Source organism: Enterobacter sp. N5-15 (genome assembly GCF_057221635.1).
The window spans coordinates 359826-376778 of record NZ_CM170150.1 but is presented as its reverse complement, the minus strand read 5'-3'; the positions used below and the strand labels follow the sequence as shown (position 1 = coordinate 376778).

16 protein-coding genes are annotated in these 16953 nt (G+C 55.8%); 8 read left to right on the top strand and 8 right to left on the bottom strand.

Annotated elements, in window-relative coordinates; all coding sequences use genetic code 11:
- The first annotated feature begins 89 nt into the window (after positions 1-89).
- Both AC2TE5_RS01760 and AC2TE5_RS01755 read left to right on the top strand, forming a co-directional pair.
- The gene (locus tag AC2TE5_RS01760; RefSeq protein WP_484612548.1) at positions 90-242 is read left to right on the top strand and encodes a Hok/Gef family protein; all 153 of its coding nucleotides are present in this window, start codon (positions 90-92) and stop codon (positions 240-242) included.
- 121 nt (positions 243-363) lie between these two features.
- Positions 364-1038: a tetratricopeptide repeat protein gene (locus AC2TE5_RS01755; protein ID WP_213329635.1), complete on the top strand. Its 675-nt coding sequence runs from the start codon at positions 364-366 to the stop codon at positions 1036-1038.
- Between the two features lie 83 nt (positions 1039-1121).
- Here AC2TE5_RS01755 and gltP read toward each other — a convergent pair whose 3' ends face one another.
- On the bottom strand, positions 1122-2435 hold the full coding sequence (gene gltP, locus AC2TE5_RS01750) for a glutamate/aspartate:proton symporter GltP (RefSeq protein ID WP_023310067.1): 1314 nt from the start codon (positions 2433-2435) through the stop codon (positions 1122-1124).
- 423 nt (positions 2436-2858) lie between these two features.
- On the opposite strand from gltP, the gene acs reads away from it, so the two are divergent.
- The 3 genes from acs (at position 2859) to actP (ending at position 6913) form a co-directional block, all read left to right on the top strand.
- Entirely contained in the window at positions 2859-4817 is a 1959-nt protein-coding gene (acs, locus tag AC2TE5_RS01745) for an acetate--CoA ligase (RefSeq protein ID WP_484612547.1), read from the top strand.
- A 135-nt stretch (positions 4818-4952) separates the two neighbouring features.
- Positions 4953-5267 (top strand): DUF485 domain-containing protein, encoded by a 315-nt coding sequence (locus AC2TE5_RS01740; protein ID WP_063144972.1) that lies wholly within the window; start codon positions 4953-4955, stop codon positions 5265-5267.
- Complete coding sequence (gene actP / locus AC2TE5_RS01735) at positions 5264-6913, top strand: cation/acetate symporter ActP (RefSeq protein WP_038417698.1); 1650 nt, start codon at positions 5264-5266, stop codon at positions 6911-6913. Before AC2TE5_RS01740 ends, actP begins: the two co-directional genes overlap by 4 nt.
- Positions 6914-6944: 31 nt before the next feature.
- Here actP and AC2TE5_RS01730 read toward each other — a convergent pair whose 3' ends face one another.
- Together AC2TE5_RS01730 and AC2TE5_RS01725 are read right to left on the bottom strand one after the other, a co-directional pair.
- The gene (locus tag AC2TE5_RS01730; protein ID WP_484612546.1) at positions 6945-7634 is read right to left on the bottom strand and encodes an LrgB family protein; all 690 of its coding nucleotides are present in this window, start codon (positions 7632-7634) and stop codon (positions 6945-6947) included.
- Positions 7627-8037: a CidA/LrgA family protein gene (locus AC2TE5_RS01725; RefSeq protein WP_059312929.1), complete on the bottom strand. Its 411-nt coding sequence runs from the start codon at positions 8035-8037 to the stop codon at positions 7627-7629. Before AC2TE5_RS01725 ends, AC2TE5_RS01730 begins: the two co-directional genes overlap by 8 nt.
- 102 nt (positions 8038-8139) lie before the next feature.
- Between AC2TE5_RS01725 and AC2TE5_RS01720 the strand changes: the two genes are divergently transcribed.
- Positions 8140-9027 (top strand): LysR family transcriptional regulator, encoded by an 888-nt coding sequence (locus AC2TE5_RS01720; protein WP_213329641.1) that lies wholly within the window; start codon positions 8140-8142, stop codon positions 9025-9027.
- Positions 9028-9103: 76 nt separating this feature from the next.
- Here AC2TE5_RS01720 and AC2TE5_RS01715 read toward each other — a convergent pair whose 3' ends face one another.
- From AC2TE5_RS01715 to soxR, 4 genes are all read right to left on the bottom strand, one after another.
- Entirely contained in the window at positions 9104-10750 is a 1647-nt protein-coding gene (locus AC2TE5_RS01715; protein ID WP_024906728.1) for a Na+/H+ antiporter, read from the bottom strand.
- A 150-nt stretch (positions 10751-10900) separates the two neighbouring features.
- The gene (gene ghxP / locus AC2TE5_RS01710) at positions 10901-12250 is read right to left on the bottom strand and encodes a guanine/hypoxanthine transporter GhxP (protein ID WP_063144977.1); all 1350 of its coding nucleotides are present in this window, start codon (positions 12248-12250) and stop codon (positions 10901-10903) included.
- A 294-nt stretch (positions 12251-12544) separates the two neighbouring features.
- Positions 12545-13216, bottom strand: coding sequence for a glutathione S-transferase family protein (locus AC2TE5_RS01705; RefSeq protein WP_484612545.1), 672 nt, complete (start codon positions 13214-13216; stop codon positions 12545-12547).
- Between the two features lie 352 nt (positions 13217-13568).
- Positions 13569-14027: a redox-sensitive transcriptional activator SoxR gene (gene soxR, locus AC2TE5_RS01700; protein ID WP_023331806.1), complete on the bottom strand. Its 459-nt coding sequence runs from the start codon at positions 14025-14027 to the stop codon at positions 13569-13571.
- A gap of 98 nt (positions 14028-14125) precedes the next feature.
- Between soxR and soxS the strand changes: the two genes are divergently transcribed.
- Positions 14126-14452 (top strand): superoxide response transcriptional regulator SoxS, encoded by a 327-nt coding sequence (gene soxS / locus AC2TE5_RS01695; RefSeq protein WP_013095071.1) that lies wholly within the window; start codon positions 14126-14128, stop codon positions 14450-14452.
- A gap of 6 nt (positions 14453-14458) precedes the next feature.
- On the opposite strand, the gene AC2TE5_RS01690 is transcribed toward soxS, so the two are convergent.
- The gene (locus tag AC2TE5_RS01690) at positions 14459-16024 is read right to left on the bottom strand and encodes an EAL domain-containing protein (protein ID WP_111964200.1); all 1566 of its coding nucleotides are present in this window, start codon (positions 16022-16024) and stop codon (positions 14459-14461) included.
- Positions 16025-16669: 645 nt separating this feature from the next.
- On the opposite strand from AC2TE5_RS01690, the gene AC2TE5_RS01685 reads away from it, so the two are divergent.
- Positions 16670-16951, top strand: a complete 282-nt coding sequence (locus AC2TE5_RS01685; protein WP_193941017.1) for a YjcB family protein — start codon at positions 16670-16672, stop codon at positions 16949-16951.
- Positions 16952-16953: the final 2 nt, after the last annotated feature.

Here is a 16953-nt window from a genome sequence, read left to right as displayed (position 1 = left end):
GGAAATTTTCATTTACCCGAGGCTACTCCCTCAACAACCAACATGTTGAGAGTAGCCTCTTATTCTTTTTTTGACAAGGAGTAAAAGGCATGACGCCATTAAAAACTGCGTTAGGCATCGTCTTTATTATTTGCCTGACGATAGTGATCTTTACCTTTATTACTCGCGGGAAACTTTGCGAGTTTTCAATAAAGGGTGAACATCAGGAGGTGGCGGCAAAATTAGCCTGCGTTGCAGGCTAACCTCTACGGGCGGAACAAGGGTTCCGCCCGGCTTGTAGGATGCTGAGGTCTTAATGCACCCATTTTTTTCTTCCGCCACCGCGATTATACTGCGCGGCGTGTACCCAGATGATAAGAATCCATGAAACCCATTTTCCTGTTGTTATTCTTTTTAACCTCTTTCGCCCGCGCGGATGAGATCGGCAGCCAATATCAGAAGCAGGCGGAAGCAGGCGATGCCCGCGCCCAGTATTATCTTGCTGATACGTACTTCAGTTCCGGTGACAGCAAGCAGGCAGCGCTGTGGGCAGAGAAAGCCGCAAAAGGCGGCGACGTTGACGCCATGGCGCTGCTATCGCAAATCCACTTTACGCAGGGCGATTACGCTCAGGCCAAAGCCCTGGCGCAGCAGGCAAACATTGCTGGCAGCAAACGCGGCGCGATCATGCTGGCACGCGTGCTGGTGAACACCCAGGCGGGGAAAACTGACTATCCGCAGGCCATTAAACTGCTGCAAACGGCGACCGAGGATATCGACAACGACTCCGCGGTTGATGCGCAACTGCTGCTTGGGCTGATTTATGCCAACGGCGTTGAAGTGGCGCAGGATGACGCTCAGGCGGCTGCGTGGTTTAAGCGCAGTTCGTCTCTGTCGCGTACGGGATACGCAGAATACTGGGCTGGGATGCTGTTCCAGCAGGGCGAGAAAGGCTTTATCACACCCAATAAACAGAAAGCACTGTACTGGTTGAACCTGAGCTGCACCGAAGGGTTTGATACGGGATGTGAAGAGTTTGATGCGTTGAGCGGGGAGTAAACCATTGCCCGGTGGCGCTGCGCTTACCGGGCCTACGGCTTGTGTAGGCCGGGTAAGGCGAAGCCGCCACCCGGCTTTTTACATTACTGGTCAGCCGTCTTATCAAAACGACCCAGCACCTCGCGTTCATACGCCAGCGCTTTTTTGCGGTCGAATTTGTGTTCCCACTTGGCGATAACCAGCACCGCCAGGGCATTCCCCACCACGTTCAGCGCCGTACGCGCCATGTCGAGGATACGGTCCACACCGGCGATAAATGCCAGACCTTCGAGCGGAATACCGACGCTGCCGAGCGTAGCCAGCAGCACCACGAAGGAGACCCCCGGAACGCCTGCAATACCTTTGGACGTCACCATCAGCGTCAGCACCAGCACGATCTCCTGCCACAGAGACAGGTCAATGCCGTACAGCTGCGCAATAAAGATAGCGGCGATACTCTGGTACAGCGTCGAACCGTCCAGGTTAAAGGAGTAGCCGGTCGGTACCACGAAGCTGGTAATAGAGGCAGGCGCGCCGTAGGCTTCCATCTTCTCAATGATACGCGGCAGCACGCTCTCAGAGCTTGCCGTGGAGTACGCCAGAATCAGTTCATCTTTCAGGATACGAATCAGGATCCAGATGCTCAGCCCGCACAGGCGCGCCACGATCCCCAGCACCACCAGCGCGAAGAACAGGATGGCGAAGTGCACCAGGAGCACCAGCTTCGCCAGCGGCCACAGGGAAGCAAAACCGAAGTTCGCCACGGTGACGGCGATAAGCGCAAACACCCCTACCGGCGCGTAGCGCATCACCATGTGGGTCACTTTAAACATGGTTTCGGAGATAGAGCGGAACACGGTCACCAGCGGTTCGCGATGCGTCGCTGGCAGTGAAGAGAGTCCCAGACCAAACAGCACCGAGAAGAAGATGATAGGCAGCATCTCGCCCTTCGCCATCGACGCCACGATGTTGGTCGGCACCAGCGACAGGATTGTGCCCATCAGGCCATGCGCGTGGCTCTGCACGTCAGCGGTCGTACTTTGGTATTTCGAAATATCCACCGTGGCCAGCTGCGACATATCGATTCCGGAACCCGGCTGGAACACGTTCGCCAGCGTGATACCGAGGATAATCGCAACCGTAGTGATCACTTCGAAATAGATAATGGTTTTCGCACCAATACGGCCTAACTGCTTCGCATCGCCGACGCCCGCAATACCGACCACCAGCGTCGAGATCACAATCGGTACCACAATCATCTTAATCAGATGAATAAAGATATCCCCTGCCGGTGAAAGCAGGTTCGCAATCAGCCATTCGCGGCTGTCGCTGTGATAGTGAAGGTAACTGCCCAGCAAGATGCCCAGCACAAGGGCGATTAAGATCTGCCAGGCAAGGCTGACTTTAACGTTTTTCATAGAAACTGACTTCCTCAATGAAGCGCCTTATTCACTCAAACTGCATGAATATGGAGACATACTGAAAGGGTATGAATTGTGTTGCGTTGGTTTATGGGATTTTTTAACGCGGCGTATGAGTATCATTTGCGCGACCTGTTGCGCAAGCCTTAAAGAACGACGCGTTTCACTCACAAAAGCGACGATGACGGGAGTTTGTTCTAATTCTGATAAATAACCTTTTGTTATAAAAACGCTTTTTTAAACATAAATGTGAATAATCGTCAGCATAAATTATTTTCCTTCAAAGTTTCATTCGCTCATTTTTCATACTCTTCAAACAATGCGTGATCTGTAGCCCAAATACTAAACAAAGCTTGTAAAGCCCCTACAATTAACGTTTTTGCGACATATTATTAACATCTTACAAGGAGAAAAAAAGCCATGAGCCAAATCCACAAACATGACATTCCCGCAAATATTGCGGACCGTTGCCTGATCACCCCGGAGCAGTACCACGAGAAATATCAGCAATCTATCACCGCCCCGGACACCTTCTGGGGCGAGCAGGGCCATATCCTTGACTGGATCAAACCTTATCAGAAGGTGAAGAACACCTCCTTTGCGCCCGGCAATGTCTCCATTAAATGGTATGAAGATGGCACCCTGAACCTGGCGGCGAACTGCCTTGATCGCCATCTTGCCGAGCGCGGGAACGAGACGGCCATCATCTGGGAAGGCGATGACGCCTCGCAAAGCAAACACATTACCTACAAAGAGCTGCACCGCGACGTGTGCCGCTTTGCCAACGTCCTGCTGGAAAAAGGCATTAAAAAAGGCGACGTAGTCGCTATCTATATGCCGATGGTGCCGGAAGCGGCGGTGGCCATGCTGGCCTGCGCGCGTATCGGTGCGATTCACTCGGTGATTTTTGGCGGGTTCTCGCCAGAGGCGGTTGCGGGTCGTATTGTCGATTCAAGTTCAAAACTAGTTATCACTGCCGATGAAGGCGTGCGCGCCGGACGCGGTATCCCGCTGAAGAAAAACGTCGACGAAGCGCTGAAAAACCCGAACGTCAAAACGGTCAGTAACGTCATCGTCCTGAAGCGTACCGGCGGCAAAATCGACTGGAACGAAGGGCGCGACCTGTGGTGGAGCGACCTGATTGAAAAAGCGAGCGACCAGCATCAGCCGGAAGAGATGAACGCAGAAGATCCGCTGTTCATTCTTTATACCTCCGGCTCCACCGGTAAGCCGAAAGGCGTGCTCCATACCACCGGCGGCTATCTGGTCTATGCGGCCACCACCTTCAAATACGTCTTCGACTACCATCCTGGCGACATCTACTGGTGTACCGCCGACGTGGGCTGGGTCACCGGACACAGCTACCTGCTGTACGGCCCGCTGGCCTGTGGCGCAACAACGCTGATGTTTGAGGGCGTACCAAACTGGCCGACCCCGGCGCGTATGTGTCAGGTGGTCGACAAGCACCAGGTCAACATTCTCTACACCGCGCCAACGGCGATCCGCGCATTAATGGCGGAAGGCGATAAAGCCATCGAAGGCACGGATCGTTCTTCATTGCGCATCCTCGGTTCCGTGGGTGAGCCCATTAACCCGGAAGCCTGGGAGTGGTACTGGAAGAAAATCGGCAACGAGAAATGCCCGGTGATGGACACCTGGTGGCAGACCGAAACCGGCGGCTTCATGATCACCCCGATGCCGGGCGCCACGCAGCTGAAGGCCGGTTCCGCAACCCGTCCGTTCTTCGGCGTGCAGCCTGCGCTGGTGGATAACGAAGGCAACCCGCAGGAAGGTGCCACCGAAGGCAACCTGGTGATTACAGACTCCTGGCCGGGTCAGGCGCGTACCCTGTTCGGCGATCACGATCGCTTCGAGCAGACCTACTTCTCGACCTTTAAAAACATGTACTTCAGCGGCGACGGCGCGCGTCGTGACGAAGACGGTTATTACTGGATAACCGGGCGCGTGGACGACGTGCTGAACGTCTCCGGCCACCGTCTGGGCACCGCTGAGATTGAATCGGCGCTGGTGTCGCATCCGAAGATTGCCGAAGCCGCCGTTGTCGGTATTCCGCACAACATTAAAGGCCAGGCGATTTACGCCTATGTCACCCTGAACCACGGCGAAGAGCCGTCGCCAGAGCTGTATACCGAGGTGCGCAACTGGGTGCGTAAAGAAATTGGCCCGCTGGCGACGCCGGACGTGCTGCACTGGACCGACTCGCTGCCGAAAACCCGCTCCGGCAAAATTATGCGTCGTATCTTGCGCAAAATCGCGGCAGGAGACACCAGCAACCTCGGCGATACCTCAACGCTCGCGGATCCTGGCGTGGTGGAAAAACTGCTCGAAGAGAAGCAGGCCATCGCGATGCCATCGTAATCTTTTCTCCCTCTCCCCGTGGGAGAGGCCCGGGGTGAGGGCATCAGACCGCACCTTCCTCCCCTCACCCTAACCCTCTCCCCAAAGGGGAGAGGGGACTAAAAACAAACCAACCTTACCTTTGGAGACTCTGTGATGAATAACGATATTTGTCAGCAGATAGAGAATAGTGCGCACTACAGGGAGCTCGTCGATAAGCGGCAACGGTTTGCCTTCATCCTTTCCATCATCATGCTGGTTATCTACGTCGGCTTTATTCTGCTGATCGCCTTTGCCCCGCACTGGCTGGGCACCCCGCTGCACGAGGGGACCAGCGTGACGCGCGGCATTCCGATTGGCATTGGCGTGATTGTGATTTCATTCCTGCTGACCGGCGTCTACGTCTGGCGCGCGAACGGTGAATTCGATCGTCTTAACAGAGAAGTCCTGCGCGAGGTAAAAGCATCATGAAGCGAGTTCTGACGGCGCTCGCCGCCACACTTCCCTTTGCCGCCCACGCGGCGGATGCCATTACCGGCGAGGTCCAGCGCCAGCCAACCAACTGGCAGGCCATTGTGATGTTCCTGATTTTCGTCCTGCTGACGCTGTACATTACGTACTGGGCGTCGAAACGCGTGCGCTCCCGTAACGATTACTACACCGCAGGCGGCAACATTACCGGCTTCCAGAACGGGCTGGCGATTGCGGGTGACTTTATGTCCGCCGCCTCTTTCCTCGGGATCTCCGCGCTGGTGTACACCTCCGGCTATGACGGTCTGATCTACTCTCTCGGCTTCCTCGTCGGCTGGCCGATCATCCTGTTCCTGATTGCCGAACGCCTGCGTAACCTGGGCCGCTATACCTTCGCAGACGTGGCTTCGTATCGCCTGAAGCAGGGGCCGATTCGCACCCTATCCGCCTGCGGCTCGCTGGTGGTGGTGGCGCTGTATCTGATTGCGCAGATGGTGGGCGCGGGTAAATTGATCCAACTGCTGTTCGGCCTCAACTACCACATCGCGGTGGTGCTGGTTGGCGTACTGATGGTGATGTACGTGCTGTTCGGCGGCATGCTGGCGACCACCTGGGTGCAGATCATCAAAGCCGTCCTGCTGCTGTTCGGCGCCAGCTTTATGGCCTTTATGGTGATGAAGCACGTCGGCTTCAGCTTCAATAACCTGTTCACCGAAGCGATGGCGGTCCACCCGAAAGGGGAAGCGATCATGAGCCCGGGCGGGCTGGTGAAAGACCCGATATCCGCGCTCTCGCTGGGTCTCGGCCTGATGTTCGGTACCGCGGGCCTGCCGCATATCCTGATGCGCTTCTTTACCGTGAGCGATGCGCGTGAAGCGCGCAAGAGCGTCTTCTACGCCACCGGCTTCATGGGTTACTTCTATATCCTGACCTTTATCATCGGCTTTGGCGCGATCATGCTGGTGGGGGCGAACCCGGCGTTTAAAGACGCGGCGGGCGCGCTGATTGGCGGTAACAACATGGCGGCGGTGCACCTGGCCGACGCGGTGGGCGGTAACCTGTTCCTCGGCTTTATCTCCGCCGTGGCCTTCGCCACCATTCTGGCGGTGGTTGCAGGGCTGACGCTGGCCGGCGCGTCTGCGGTGTCGCATGACCTCTACGCCAACGTCATCCGCAAAGGCGCGAGCGAGCGCGATGAGCTGAAGGTCTCGAAAATCACCGTGCTGGTGCTGGGCGTTGTGGCGATTCTGTTAGGCATTCTGTTCGAGAAGCAGAACATCGCCTTTATGGTGGGGCTGGCCTTCTCGATTGCCGCAAGCTGTAACTTCCCGATCATTCTGCTCTCCATGTACTGGTCGAAACTGACCACCCGTGGCGCAATGATTGGCGGCTGGCTGGGGCTGCTGACGGCGGTGATCCTGATGATTCTGGGCCCAACCATCTGGGTGCAGATCCTCGGTCACGCAAGCGCCATCTTCCCGTATGAATACCCGGCGCTGTTCTCTATCGCCGTGGCGTTTATCGGCATCTGGTTCTTCTCGGCCACCGACAATTCGCCGGAGGGTAACCTGGAGCGTGAGAAATTCCGCGCCCAGTTTATCCGCTCACAAACCGGTCTCGGCGTTGAGCAGGGCCGCGCGCACTAAGTCCTTCTCCCCGGCCATCCGGTCGGGGAGTTTAAAACATCACCCACGCCACCAGCGGCGCAATCAGCACCATTACCACGCCCGAAAGCATCATCACCAGGCTCGCGACAACGCCCTCCTGCTGCCCCAGCTCATACGAACGTGCCGTGCCCGCGCCGTGCGACGCCGCGCCAAACCCCGCCCCTTTTGCCATCCCTTCACGGATCGACAAGCGCAGGAATAGCATATCGCCGACCGCCATGCCGAACACGCCCGTCACGACAACAAACAGCGCCACCAGATCCGGCTGCCCGCCGAGCGGTTTAGCCGCCGCCAGCGCAAACGGCGTGGTCACCGAACGCACGGCCAGGCTGCGCTGAATTTCATCGGGCAGCGTAAACAGGCGCGCCAGCCAGACGGAGCTGCACACCGCCACCACCGTGGCGGTGACAACGCCCGCGCTGAGCGACATCCAGTGGCGTTTGATAATCGCCAGGTTGTCATAAACGGGGACGGCAAACGCGATGGTCGCCGGGCCGAGCAGCCACAGCAGCCAGTGGGATTCACCAATGTAGTTTTGCCAGGAGATATGGCCGAAGACCAGCATCAGCACCAGCAGGATCGGCGTGAAGACCAGCGGCATCAGCGGCAGGGCATGGAAACGACGATACAGCCGCTTGTTGGCAAAGTAGATAATTAGCGTGGCGACCAGGCACAGCACGCTAACCTGAAAGTTAGTCATGCTTCTGCCTGCTAATTTCAAAGCGATACACTTTATCCACCACCCAGGCGGTCGCCCCCAGCACCATCAGCGTGCTCAGCGCGATAACGGCAAAGATTCGCCAGCCGTCGACCATCAGCAGCTGCGCGTAGTTCACCACCGCCACCACGGCAGGGACAAAGAACAGCAGCATCTCCGCCAGCAGCCAGCGCGCCCCGGCGCGCACCCAGTTCAGGGGGATCACGCGACACAGAATAAGCGTCAGCATCAGCAGCATCCCCACCAGGTTGGCAGGCAGCGGCAGATGCAGCCAGCCGACAAGATATTCCGCGAAAACAAACAGTCCCGCATAGAGCAGTACCTGAACCGGGACCTGGAGTCGTTGCACAACGGCAGGCGTAACACGGCTTAACGCCACGGCCATGGAGGGTTTCCTCAAAAATGAGACGAGGCGCCAGTATAGAGACCGCACGGTGTGGACTGAAATGAATTAAAATCATCAAAGGTATAGTTTCGAGGAATAATCATGGACATAAGAACGCTGCGCTATTTTGTCGAAGTGGTTCGTCAGCAAAGCTTTACCCGCGCAGCGGAGAAGTTGTTTGTTACCCAGCCTACTATCAGCAAGATGTTGAAAAACCTCGAAGATGAACTGAACTGTACCCTGCTGATCCGCGACGGACGCAAGCTGTTGCTGACCGACACCGGACGCGTGGTGTTCGAACGCGGGCTGGCGATTCTGGCGGAGTTCCGCCAGCTGGAAGCGGAGCTGGACGATATTAATCATCTGACGAAAGGGGTGCTTCGCCTCGGCATTCCGCCAATGGTGGGGATGATGATGGCCGGGCCGATTAGCCTGTTTCGCCAGCGTTATCCCGGCGTTGAGCTGAAGATTTCGGAGTTTGGTGGGTTAACCGTCCAGCAGGCCGTCACCAACGGCGAGCTCGACGTGGCAATGACCGCCCTTCCCGTTGAGGAAGAGAGCGGCCTGGCGACGCTTCCGCTCTTTAGCCACCCGCTGTGCGTGCTGGTTCCCCGCTCCGGCGACTGGCTGAAGCGAGACTCGGTGAAGCCTGAACTGCTCGGCGAGCACCCTCTGCTGATCTACAACGAAGACTTTGCCCTCAGCCGCCAGCTGATGACGCTGTTTAGCCACCATAACGTCAAGCCGCGCATTGCGGTGCGCAGCGGCCAGTGGGATTTTCTGGCGGCGATGGTGCAGGCAGGCGTGGGGATTGCCATTCTGCCGCAGCCGATTTGCGAGCGGCTGGATAAAAACACGCTGCGCTGGATCCCGCTGGAAAGCGACCTGCACTGGCAGCTGGGGATGATCTGGCGTGAAGGGGTGTATTTATCGCACAGCGCGCAGGCGTGGCTGCAGTGTTGTGAGGGGTTTTGGGTGCCCTCACCCTAACCCTCTCCCACAGGGAGAGGGAACCGTTCGAGCACGTAGGCCGGGTAAGGCGAAGCCGCCACCCGGCAAAACAGCGCTACTGATTCTCTATCAACAGCGCTTCCAGTAGGTCCAGATCGTGCAGCAGCTTTTGCAGCGTTTCGTTGCTGATCTGCCGCGTGGCGCGCAGGTGATACAGCTCGGCACGCTCGGAGCGCAGCGCCGCCAGGCGGAACCGGCGCTCCAGGTTCTCCTCCTGCAGCGAGCTTTCCACGTCGTTACGCCCGTCCGCGCGGCGGCGCAGGTTACCAATCACGCGGGAACTCACTTCCGTCAGCAGCTGATTATCGATGTTCTCTTCCGCATCCGCGGCCAGACGCTCTTCCATTTTCTGAATCGCGACAATTGCCACTTCGGCGGTAGCCGCCCGGGCAATACGTTCTTCTTTATGCTGCTGGGTCGAATCACCGGCATCAATATGCTGGAGTAAAATCGGCAGCATAATCACGCCGACAAACAGGGAGAACAGAATCACGCCCGCCGCCAGGAAGACCAGCTCGTAGCGCGCCGGGAAGACGTCGCCCGTGGGCAGCAGCAGCGGAATGGAGAGCACACCGGCAAGGGTGATCGCCCCGCGTACGCCCGCAAATGAGGCGATCAGCAGCTCACGCGTTGTCCACGAGCCGAACTCCATCGGCTTTTTCTTCAGGAAACGTACGCTGAAGTTTTTCATCGTCCACAGCCAGCCGAAACGCACCAGCATCAGCGCCAGGTAGATCAGCACGATGTCGGTAAACAGCATCCAGACCTCAACGTTCGGGTCGGCTTCGGCCGCCACCAGCGAGGATTCCATAATGCCCGGCAGTTGCAGGCCCAACAGCAGGAACACCATGCCGTTAAACACGAATTCCAGCATGGCCCAGGTGCTGTTAGCACGCAGGCGCATGGCCAGCGGCGCGCGGCGCATTACGCCGGAGCGGGTGATGGTCATCCCTGCTGCCACCGCTGCCAGAATGCCCGACACGCCGATATGCTCGGCAATCAGATAGGAGGCAAACGGCAGAAGGAACAGCAGTACGATCTGCGTAGCGGGCTCATCGCCGCCCCAGCGGCTGAGGAAGCGCAATGAGCGGCCGTACAGCCAGCTCACCACGAAGCCTGCGAGAATACCGCCAATCGCTACCTTGAAGAATTCCAGCGTCGCGCCGCCGACGGTAAAGACCATCGTGCCCATCGCAACGGCCACGGCAAACTTCAGGGCGACCAGGCCGGAGGCGTCGTTCATCAGCGCCTCACCCTGTAAAATCCCCATGATTTTCTTCGGAATACGGCCTTCACCCACGATGCCGGACAGCGCCACGGCATCGGTTGGCGACAGTACGGCGGCCAGCGCAAAGGCCGGTATTAATGGAATCCCCGGCACCGCCCAGTAGATCAGAAAACCAATCCCGACGACGGTGACCACCACCAGCGCCAGCGCCAGGCCGAAGATCTCGCGCCCGTGCTCAAGGAATTCGCGCGTGGGCGTTTTCCAGCCATCGGCAAACAGCAGTGGCGGGATAAACAGCACGAGGAACAGTTCGGGGTCAAATTCCACGTGCAGGCCAAACGTCGGCCACGCCAGCAGCGCGCCGATGGCAATTTGCATTAATGGCAGGGGGACCTGAAAGGGCAGTACGCGTGTAACCACCCCGGATAGCGAGACCACAAGGGTCATGATGAGTATTGTGAAGAAGATTTCCATGCGTTCCCTGTTTGCTGTGTTGCTTATGTACTCCGGAAGGCGTCGTGCCTTTTATTCTATCTTCACCAGAGTAACGCAAAAGGCAACAGGATGAGTCCTGAAAATAAAAACGGGCGGCCTGAGCCACCCGTTTTCGCATCAAAGGACAACTTAGATTGCCCAGCCGCCCGCGTAGAACGCCACCAGCGCAACGGCGATAATCACGGTGCCGATGTTCAGCTTGCGCCATTCACCGGAAACCAGACGACCAATCACCAGCGACGCGAAGCCGATCATAATGCCCGTCACGATGTTACAGGTCAGTACGATGAAGACCGCGGTAATCAGGCCAGACATGGCGTCCACGAAATCTGCAAAGTCGATTTTCGCCACGTTGCTCAGCATCAGCAGGCCAACGTACATCAGCGCTGGCGCGGTCGCATACGCCGGAACCAGATAGGAGAGCGGAGAGAGGAACAGGATCAGCATGAACAGCACGCCGACGGTGATCGCCGTCAGGCCGGTTTTACCGCCTGCCGCCGTACCCGCTGCGGATTCGATGTACACCGCCGCAGGCGCCGCGCCCACCAGGCCAGAGAAGACGCTGCTCAGGGAGTCAGTGGTCAGCGCTTTGCCGCCATCAATAATCTGACCGTCTTTATCCAGCAGGTTCGCCTGACCGGCCACCGCACGAATGGTACCGGTCGCGTCAAACACGGCGGTCATCACCAGCGCCAGTACGCTTGGCAGGATCACCGGGTTCAGCGCGCCAACGATATCCAGGCTACCAATCAGGGAGTTGCCTTTGTCATCGCTCAGCGACGGCATGGCGAAGATACCGGAGAAGTGTACGGTTGGATCGAAAATCAGGCCAACAACGGAAACACCGATAATGGTCAGCAGAATGCCGCCCGGGACCTTCAGTTTTTCCAGACCGATAATCACCGCCAGACCGATCAGCGACATAATCACCGGGAAGCTGGCGAAGTGGCCCAGCGCCACCGGCAGGCCGTCCAGCGGGTTCTTGATGACCAGACCAACGCCGTTGGCGGCGATCAGCAGCAGGAACAGGCCGATGCCAATACCGGTACCGTGCGCCACGCCCTGCGGCAGGTTGCGCAAAATCCAGCTCCGGATGCCGGTTGCGGAAATCACGGTAAACAGCACGCCCATCAGGAACACGGCACCCAGCGCAACCGGTACGCTGATGTGCTGACCCAGCACCAGGCTAAACGCGGTAAACGCGGTCAGAGAGATGGCGCAACCAATCGCCAGCGGCAGGTTCGCCCACAGGCCCATCACGATGGAGCCCACGCCGGCCACGAGGCAGGTCGCTACAAAGACGGCCGCTGGCGGGAAGCCTGCTTTGCCCAGCATGCCCGGCACAACGATGACGGAATAAACCATCGCCAGAAACGTTGTCAAACCGGCAACGATCTCCTGGCGCACGGTGCTGCCGCGAGCCGAAATTTTAAACATGGCGTCAAGTGAACCGCCAGTACGCGCAGATGGCGTAGACATAGAAAACATCCCCTGAGAGTTTTTTAGGAAGTCCGTAAGCGAGGTGGAGACGCCACTGCCAGCTGAACGTCAAATCCTTGTGTTGCGTTTGTGACGAAAGGGCGTCACAAAAAAAGCAAACGTTTAGCTCCGCGCTTACAAACGGGTGGTCAAATTAAGGCAAACGATTATCTAGCGTAATCCCCGCCCTTTTCAACTGAACTTTCTCGTTTTTCGCTAAAATTCACTTATGACGCTGAAGAAATAAACAGAGGATGCGCAAACGTTATCGTCTATGCGCAATTTGTTTACATTTCAATCCTCGCCCGGGATGGATAACGGACCCCCTTGCTCCAGGGTTCTTTGCCAGCCAGGGCTGCTCTCAACTTTTGTCTTCCATGCCTGAATATGCGGCAGATTAGCGATACCGCCGCGCGCCAGCAGGGCAAAGATCGGAAAGCTCATCTGAATATCGGCCATGCTGAGCGAATCCCCGGCAAACCAGCTGTTTTCGGCAAGATGTGACTCAATAAAGCGCGCATGGGTTTCCAACTGACGGTTGAGATACGCTTTCTGCACCCCCTGCCCCAGCGCTTTGCCCAGGGTTCTGATACCAAACGGCACCGGCGGCTTGCCGAGACTGTTGAAGACCAGCTTCATTAACAGCAGCGGCATCAGGGATCCTTCGGCGTAATGCAGCCAGAAGCGGTATTGCACCTTATGCGCCGGATCTAAAGGCTTAAGGCGTGACTCGGAATCATACGTTTCCTGCAGGTACTCCAGGATGGCGCCCGACTCCGCAAGGATCAGCCCATTGTCTTCGATGACTGGTGATTTGCCCAACGGATGCACCTTTTTGAGAGCCTCCGGTGCCAGCATGTTCTTTTCGCGCTGGTAGTGAACGATCTCATAAGACAGGTCGAGTTCTTCCAGCGCCCAAATCACCCGGTGCGAGCGCGACTGGTTAAGGTGGTGTACCGTGAGCATGGTTTTCTCCTGTTATTCATACTTTTTAACTATAGAAAATTGAACAACACCGCGAAAAAAATTCGTCGAAAAAACGCTCAGCAAGGCTGGCGAAAAAACGGGTCTTGCATAGAATTAAAGTGTCAGCACAATCCGGAACCTCACCAACCAGCTCGACACGAGGGGTACTGACGTCGGGGGAAACCCTCCCGTGAACCAGCGGGATAGAGTGAAAGACAAAGACCGGGAAAAACTAAAGCGCCCTTATGTGGCGCTTTAGTTCTTTATGTATGCGGGGTTTTGCCGGCCTACGTTCTCGGTTTTGTAGGCCGGGTAAGGCGTAGCCGCCACCCGGCAAACAGGCCGCACAGGCTCAATCCTCTTCCAGCAGCCGCGCCCCCGTCCCCTGCTCGCCCAGCCTGTCACCGGGGTTACGCAACGGACAATCGCTACGCGACAGGCAGCCGCAGCCGATACAGCCATCCAGCTCGTCACGCAGGGCGACCAGCGTATGAATACGTCTGTCCAGCTCTTCACGCCACTGGGACGACAGCTCTTTCCACTCTTTCGGGCTCAGCGTGTGACCTTCCGGCAGCACGCCAAACGCCTCGCCGATCGTGGCCAGGGGAATTCCGATTCGTTGCGCAATTTTGATAATCGCTACGTAGCGGAGCACGTCGCGGGTATAGCGACGCTGGTTGCCACCGTTACGAATACTCTTGATTAACCCTTTGCTTTCATAGAAGTGGAGCGCCGATACCGCCACGCCGCTTCGCTTTGCCACTTCACCGGGGGTTAACAGCGCTTTAATTCGCGGCAATCTCTTTTCCATAAAACCTCTTTACCTCAAGTTAACTTGAGGAATTATACTCCCCCGCAGAGAAAACGACGAATTAACCGAGATAGTTGTATCTACAGAGGGGCAACCTTATGTCGCATCAGCAGATTATTCAGACACTTATTGAATGGATTGATGAACATATCGACCAACCGTTGAACATTGATGTGGTCGCTAAAAAGTCGGGCTATTCGAAATGGTATTTACAGAGAATGTTCCGCACGGTCATGCATCAGACGCTGGGTGAGTACATTCGCCAGCGCAGACTGCTGCTGGCGGCGCAGGCGCTACGCTCAACGCAGCGGCCCATTTTTGATATCGCGATGGATCTTGGCTATGTATCGCAACAAACCTTTTCCCGCGTGTTTCGCCGCGAGTTTGACCGCACGCCGAGCGACTATCGCCACCAGTTGAATTAATCACCCTCAGTGCAAAGGCTGCTGCTGCCAGGTCATAAATTCCTGGGGCGGCATCGCTTTCGCGAAGTGCCATCCCTGACAAAACTGGACGCCGCGCTTCAGCAGCCAGCTTACCTGCTCTGCCGTCTCTACCCCTTCCGCAATGGTTTTCAGCCGCAGGCTTTGCGCCATCTCGATAATATGCTCGGCGATCAGGTGGCTGGTGCTGTTGGTCGTTAAGGTATCGATAAACGATTTATCGATTTTCAGAATATCCACGTTCAGCGAGTAGAGGTTGTGCAGGTTCGAATAACCGGTGCCGAAATCATCGATCGCGACTTCATAACCCGCCTGACGGAAAGCCTGAATCACCGGCGTAGTTTTTGGCACATCGATAAAACCGCGTTCCGTCACTTCTATTTTGATTTGCTGCGCACGGACGGCGTAGTGGCGAGCCTTGTCGGAAATCATGGCGATCAGCCGCGAGGAGTGGAAATCCGTGGCCGACAGGTTAATCGAAATATAGAGATGCGGATGCTCGGCCAGGAAATGGCCCAGATCGTTGAACACCTCTTCAACGACATAGTCCGTAATCCGCTCGCTCATCCCCTCATTTTCCGCCAGCGGAATAAACTCCGCCGGGCTCATCACCTGCCCGTTAAAACCAGGCCAGCGTAACAACGCCTCCGCGCCCACGCACTGGTTGTTCTTGATATCAATAATCGGCTGATAGTGCACGCAAAGCTGTCGTTTGTTCAGCGCCCGGTGCAGCAAGCGCCCCGGCGAATTGAGCTCACGATGGGTGCGGGACCATACCAGCAAAATAATAATGCTGCAGATCATACCCAGCGGCAGCGTCAACGTCGCCTGGTGATAAAGCGTTTCATAAAAGCGTTTATTCGATGTCGACACAATGGCCGCAATAGGTCTTTTAGGGGATGTTACGATCGTATAAAAGCGGTTATCTTTTTGAAATACCGATTCCTTATCCCGAATCATCGAATTTAATAAAGAAACATTGGCTTTCTGGCTGACGGAAAAGAAAGCATTGGTTACCGTGTCGTACACGCCCCAGGAGAGAGAATGATCCGCAGACATGACTTCGCTGTATGAAAGCGGGTTGACGACCACCACATAATTTCCGCGCTGCATATATGTCATTTTATAGCCAGTATAAAATGGGGTATCGCGATAATAATAGATAGCAACGTCAGGTTTACGCGTGTAATTAGCGACAGGAATGGCGTAGGGGTGATCCGGTGTAAAAACGGTCGAACAAAGAAAATTCTGACCTTCAGCGTAAATTAAATCGGCGACAAACAGGCGGCCACGAACAACGTTCAGCATATATTGACGATGTCCCGGCGTGCAAAGCTCACCCTGATATTTTTCAGCCTCGTCCCGGGCCAGCTCAACCTGTTGAATAACCAGTTCTGTTTTGTCTAAAGCCAGTTCAGCAAATGTGCGTAGCTGGGCGCTTGTTTCAGACACGGCTCGTAGCTGGGCAAACCATAGCGCAAGCATCACCGGCAGCATAACTACCATGATGATCCCTACTACCCTGAGCATTTTGCGCCGCGCGCTACGATTCATTTCCCGCCCTATATCCCTGCATGTTGTACGCCTGTAGTAATGAAGGCCGGATGCTTTGTTAAACAGGTGATTACGTTGCATGAATCATGCGAAGTTAGCAACTGACTTTTCGTATTAAAAATCTTAAATTTCGTTATGACGATAATATTTTCCCGTAAGTTAAACTGTAAGTATTCGTTCCGTTTCAATTAAGGAAAATAATTATCCAGCCCGCCGGGGCAGGCGGGAAGATAACACAACAGACGATCGCTGATTAAGCTAAACGTCTGACAGCATGAAAAAAGTACAACTTCATCATGACGTTTTATGCTATTTGCTCTGGGGTATTGTGCTCGTTGATTTATAAATAATCAGACTTCGCACATTATTTTCAGCTTCGGCTGAGAATAACGCCCCACTTATAAAAACCGAATTTGCGGTATTCCCACCTGCCCGATGGGCTTTTCCGGCGCGTTGTGGGTCCATCCCCTCATGCGCCGAAGGCAGAACCAGCCTGCACAATCACCTTTTCCGAGGAATAAAATCCTCTTTTTTGATCGCATAGAGGCTGGCGAATAAATCAACAAACGTGATATAGTTCACACATATTTTGTAACGAGAAACACCGTTTCATTCAGTTCGTCTGTTTTGTAGAGGATGGGGTTTATGGCAACCATTACTACCAGCATGGTTCTCCTGCGCTGGCCTTTGTTGAGTGCGGTACTGATGTTTTTAGCCAGCACGCTGAACATTCAGTTTCGTAAATCTGACTATGCGGCTCTTGCTGTCATCAGCACACTGCTGGGGCTGGGTGCAGCCTGCTGGTTTGCAACGGGTCTGCTTGGCATCACCCTGCTGGATATTGCCGCCGTCTGGGAAAATATTAAAGTGGTGATGGTTGAGGCGATGAGCCACACGCCACCAGACTGGCCGATGGTGATTACCTGATC

Excerpts from the sequence above, each read along its gene's own strand:
- AC2TE5_RS01705 (WP_484612545.1), bottom strand. The coding sequence starts at position 13,216 with ATGCTCACGGTACACCACCTTAACCAGTCGCGCTCGCACCGGGTGATT.
- AC2TE5_RS01740 (WP_063144972.1), top strand. The coding sequence starts at position 4,953 with ATGAATAACGATATTTGTCAGCAGATAGAGAATAGTGCGCACTACAGG.
- AC2TE5_RS01720 (WP_213329641.1), top strand. The coding sequence starts at position 8,140 with ATGGACATAAGAACGCTGCGCTATTTTGTCGAAGTGGTTCGTCAGCAA.
- soxR (WP_023331806.1), bottom strand. The coding sequence starts at position 14,027 with ATGGAAAAGAGATTGCCGCGAATTAAAGCGCTGTTAACCCCCGGTGAA.
- acs (WP_484612547.1), top strand. The coding sequence starts at position 2,859 with ATGAGCCAAATCCACAAACATGACATTCCCGCAAATATTGCGGACCGT.
- soxS (WP_013095071.1), top strand. The coding sequence starts at position 14,126 with ATGTCGCATCAGCAGATTATTCAGACACTTATTGAATGGATTGATGAA.
- AC2TE5_RS01685 (WP_193941017.1), top strand. The coding sequence starts at position 16,670 with ATGGCAACCATTACTACCAGCATGGTTCTCCTGCGCTGGCCTTTGTTG.
- AC2TE5_RS01715 (WP_024906728.1), bottom strand. The coding sequence starts at position 10,750 with ATGGAAATCTTCTTCACAATACTCATCATGACCCTTGTGGTCTCGCTA.
- actP (WP_038417698.1), top strand. The coding sequence starts at position 5,264 with ATGAAGCGAGTTCTGACGGCGCTCGCCGCCACACTTCCCTTTGCCGCC.
- ghxP (WP_063144977.1), bottom strand. The coding sequence starts at position 12,250 with ATGTCTACGCCATCTGCGCGTACTGGCGGTTCACTTGACGCCATGTTT.
- AC2TE5_RS01690 (WP_111964200.1), bottom strand. The coding sequence starts at position 16,024 with ATGAATCGTAGCGCGCGGCGCAAAATGCTCAGGGTAGTAGGGATCATC.
- AC2TE5_RS01760 (WP_484612548.1), top strand. The coding sequence starts at position 90 with ATGACGCCATTAAAAACTGCGTTAGGCATCGTCTTTATTATTTGCCTG.
- AC2TE5_RS01725 (WP_059312929.1), bottom strand. The coding sequence starts at position 8,037 with ATGGCCGTGGCGTTAAGCCGTGTTACGCCTGCCGTTGTGCAACGACTC.
- gltP (WP_023310067.1), bottom strand. The coding sequence starts at position 2,435 with ATGAAAAACGTTAAAGTCAGCCTTGCCTGGCAGATCTTAATCGCCCTT.
- AC2TE5_RS01730 (WP_484612546.1), bottom strand. The coding sequence starts at position 7,634 with ATGACTAACTTTCAGGTTAGCGTGCTGTGCCTGGTCGCCACGCTAATT.
- AC2TE5_RS01755 (WP_213329635.1), top strand. The coding sequence starts at position 364 with ATGAAACCCATTTTCCTGTTGTTATTCTTTTTAACCTCTTTCGCCCGC.